This window comes from Streptomyces sp. NPDC002690 (assembly GCF_053592415.1).
Genome location: NZ_JBSFVR010000551.1, coordinates 1 through 3404, shown reverse-complemented (window position 1 = coordinate 3404; position 3404 = coordinate 1). Strand labels below are relative to the sequence as shown.

4 protein-coding genes are annotated in these 3404 nt (G+C 72.5%); 1 reads left to right on the top strand and 3 read right to left on the bottom strand.

Annotation, left to right across the window (positions count from 1 at the left end):
- Positions 1-217 (bottom strand): ROK family protein (locus tag ACWD3D_RS35010; RefSeq protein ID WP_451464720.1); only part of this gene is annotated, 217 nt, incomplete at its 3' end.
- Between the two features lie 174 nt (positions 218-391).
- Between ACWD3D_RS35010 and ACWD3D_RS35005 the strand changes: the two genes are divergently transcribed.
- Entirely contained in the window at positions 392-1420 is a 1029-nt protein-coding gene (locus ACWD3D_RS35005) for a LacI family DNA-binding transcriptional regulator (protein ID WP_451464719.1), read from the top strand.
- A 62-nt stretch (positions 1421-1482) separates the two neighbouring features.
- Here the strand turns inward: ACWD3D_RS35005 and ACWD3D_RS35000 are convergent, their stop codons facing one another.
- Positions 1483-2772 (bottom strand): DUF6986 family protein, encoded by a 1290-nt coding sequence (locus ACWD3D_RS35000; protein WP_451464718.1) that lies wholly within the window; start codon positions 2770-2772, stop codon positions 1483-1485.
- A 197-nt stretch (positions 2773-2969) separates the two neighbouring features.
- Positions 2970-3404 (bottom strand): electron transfer flavoprotein subunit alpha/FixB family protein (locus ACWD3D_RS34995; RefSeq protein WP_451464717.1); only part of this gene is annotated, 435 nt, incomplete at its 5' end.

The window sequence follows — 3404 nt, the reverse complement described above, 5'->3', positions numbered from 1 at the left end:
CCGCGCTGCCGATGCCCAGCGCCGAGGCGCGCTCCCAGTGCGAGGAGGCCATCAGCTCGGAGAGGACACCGTCCACCGCCCCCATCACCGACTCGCCGGACTCCTTGGCGGGCGTAGGCCGCTGCGCCCGTACGAGCAGCGTTCCGTCGTCGCCCACCAGCGCGCCGGCGATCTTGGTGCCGCCGATATCGAGGGCGGCGACGAGGTCGGTATGCATGGGCCTTGGCTCTCCGGATGAGTAGAAGGGCGGACCTGCTGGTTCCGTCCCTGCGGTCTGCTTAGTCTGTATTGCCATGACAACGTTGTCCAGGGCCTATGCTCGACGCCACAGCCCCGAAACCCCGCGGCGTTGACACCGGTGTCGACGCACCCTACGACAGGACAGCGCACTGTGGCCGAGACCGCCCGTCATTCCGAGCCCCGCTACGGCAACCGGCCGACCATGAAAGACGTGGCCGCGCGGGCCGGAGTAGGGCTCAAGACGGTCTCGCGGGTGGTGAACGGCGAGGCCGGCGTCACGCCCGACACGGAACGCAGGGTGCAGGAGGCGATCGACGCCCTCGGATTCCGCCGCAACGACAGCGCCCGCGTTCTGCGTAAGGGCCGTACGGCATCCATCGGTCTGGTCCTGGAGGATCTGGCGGACCCGTTCTACGGTCCGCTGAGCCGCGCCGTGGAAGAGGTCGCCCGCTCCCACGGGGCCCTGCTCATCAACGGCTCCAGTGCCGAGGACCCGGTACGCGAGCAGGAGTTGGTGCTCGCGCTGTGCGCGCGGCGGGTGGACGGGCTGATCGTGATCCCGGCGGGCGACGACCACCGCTATCTGGAGCCGGAGATCAGAGCCGGTGTCGCCACCGTCTTCGTGGACCGGCCGGCCGGGCTGGTGGACGCCGACACGATCCTCTCCGACAGCTTCGGCGGCGCCCGGCAGGGCGTGGCCCATCTGATCGCCCACGGCCACCGCAGGATCGGCTTCATCGGCGACCAGCCCCGCATCCATACGACGACGGAACGACTGCGCGGCTACCACGCGGCGATGACCGACGCGGGGATCACCGTCGACGAGCGGTGGGTCTCCCTCGGGACCACCGCACCGGAGCGGGTACGCGCCGCCGCGGAGGAGATGTTGTCGGGGCCCGAGCCGGTGACCGCGATCTTCGCGGGCAACAACCGGGTGACCGTGACGGCGGTGCGGGTGCTCGCCGACCGCGAACGGCCGGTCGCGCTGGTCGGGTTCGACGACATCGAGCTGGGCGACCTGCTCGGCATCACGGTCATCGCGCAGGACGCGGCGGCCGTGGGACGGACCGCGGCCGAGCACCTCTTCCGCCGCTTGGAGGGCGCGGGCCACGCCACCGCCCGGGTGGAGCTGCCGACGACCCTGGTGGCCCGCGGCTCCGGCGAGCTGCCCCCGGCCTGAGCCTGTCTCTCCAACGGCCAACGGCCGACGGCCCGGACGTGCCGGGGACGCGTAGTCCCCGCTCAGCCGGCCGCGGCGCCGTGGCCGGTTCGCGCGTACGCGTCCAGTTCGTGCCGGCCGAGGCCCGTCAGCCGGGTGACCTCGGCGGTGTCCAGCGCCCCGCAGTCGATCCCGCGCAGCAGGTGGCCGCTGAGCGCCTTGGCGGTGGCGGGCTCGTCCATGACGTCCCCGGCGGACTTGGCGACGTACCCGGCGAGGCGGGCCGCCGCCTGGTCCAGGCCCTCTCGGTAGAAGGCGTACACGGCCGCGTAACGGGTCGGCAGATGCCCCGGGTGCATGTCCCACCCCTGGTAGTAGGCGCGGGCCAGAGCGCGGCGGGTGAGGCCGTAGTGGAGGCGCCAGGCGCGGTGGACGCGGTCGGTGGATCCGACCGGCAGCACGTTGGTGGAGCCGTCGGAGACCCGTACGCCGGTGCCTGCGGCTGCGACCTGCATGACCGCCTTGGCGTGGTCCGCGGCGGGATGGTCGCTCGCCTGGTGTGCGGGGCTGACGCCCACGCTCGCGCTGTAGTCGAAGGTGCCGTAGTGCAGTCCGGTGGCCCGGCCCCGCGCGGCGTCGATCATCCGCGCGACGGCCGCCGTACCGTCCGCCGCGAGGATCGACTGGCTGGTCTCGATCTGGATCTCGAAGCGCAGCCGCCCCTCGTCCAGTCCGTGCGTCCGCTCGAACGCGTCGAGCAGCCGGACGAAGGCGGTGACCTGCTGGGGGTACGTGACCTTCGGCAGGGTGAGCACCAGCCCGTCGGGCAGCCCGCCGGAGCGGACGAGCCCGGTGAGGAACACGTCGGTGGTGCGGATGGACCGGGCGCGCACGGGCGCCTCCATGCACTTCGTCCGGATGCCCGCGTACGGGGGCGCGGAGCCGTCCGCGTACGCCTGCTGGACCAGCAGCGCCGCGCGGGCGGCGTCCTGGTCCTCCTCGGCGTCGGGGCGTCTGCCGTAGCCGTCCTCGAAGTCCACCCGCAGGTCCTCCACGGGCTCGCGCTCCAGCTTGGCGCGTACGCGGTCGTAAACAGGTACGGCGAGCTCCCCGGGGAGGCCGAGCACGGCGGCGAAGGACTCCGCGTCCGGGGCGTGTTCGTCGAGCGCTGCCAGGGCCCGGTCGCCCCAGGAACGCGACGTCGCGGCGTCGAAGACGTCGGCCGGTACGTACACCGTGTGCACGGGCTGACGGGTGCCGGGGTCGCCCGGATAACGGCGCGCGAGTTCCGCGTCCACCGCGGCGAGGGACGCGCCGATCTCCTCGCCCAGCGCGTCGTCGAGGCTCGTCGCCACTTCGGCACGTCGGCCCATGACCGCACCTCCACGCTCTCGACGTTTCCGTTGACCGGAATCGATGATCCGCATGGGCGAAGCTATAGGGCGGTCGGAGGCGCGTCAACGAGGAACGGCCGTGGGCCGGGTCCGTGCGGGGGTCCAGGTGACCGTCCGCGTGGTCCCGGCCCACGGCCGTCCGCCCGCCCGCGAACCCGTCGCGGGCAGGGGGGTGTTCAGCCCTTGCGGGCGTTGATCTCCTCGGTGAGCTGGGGCACCACGTCGAAGAGGTCACCGACGATCCCGTAGTCGACGAGCTCGAAGATCGGGGCCTCGGCGTCCTTGTTGACCGCGACGATCGTCTTCGAGGTCTGCATCCCGGCCCGGTGCTGGATCGCACCCGAGATGCCCGACGCGATGTAGAGCTGCGGGGAGACGGACTTGCCGGTCTGGCCGACCTGGTTGGTGTGCGGGTACCAGCCCGCGTCCACCGCCGCCCGCGACGCGCCGACCGCCGCACCCAGCGAGTCCGCGAGCGCCTCGATCACCGCGAAGTTCTCCGCACCGTTGACACCCCGCCCGCCCGACACCACGATCGCGGCCTCGGTCAGCTCCGGACGCCCCGTCGACGCACGCGGCGTCCGCGACAGCACCTTCGTCCCCGACGCGGC

What these genes read in the sequence shown, in the direction of transcription:
- ACWD3D_RS35000 (WP_451464718.1), bottom strand. Translation starts at nt 2,772, where the DNA reads ATGGGCCGACGTGCCGAAGTGGCGACGAGCCTCGACGACGCGCTGGGC.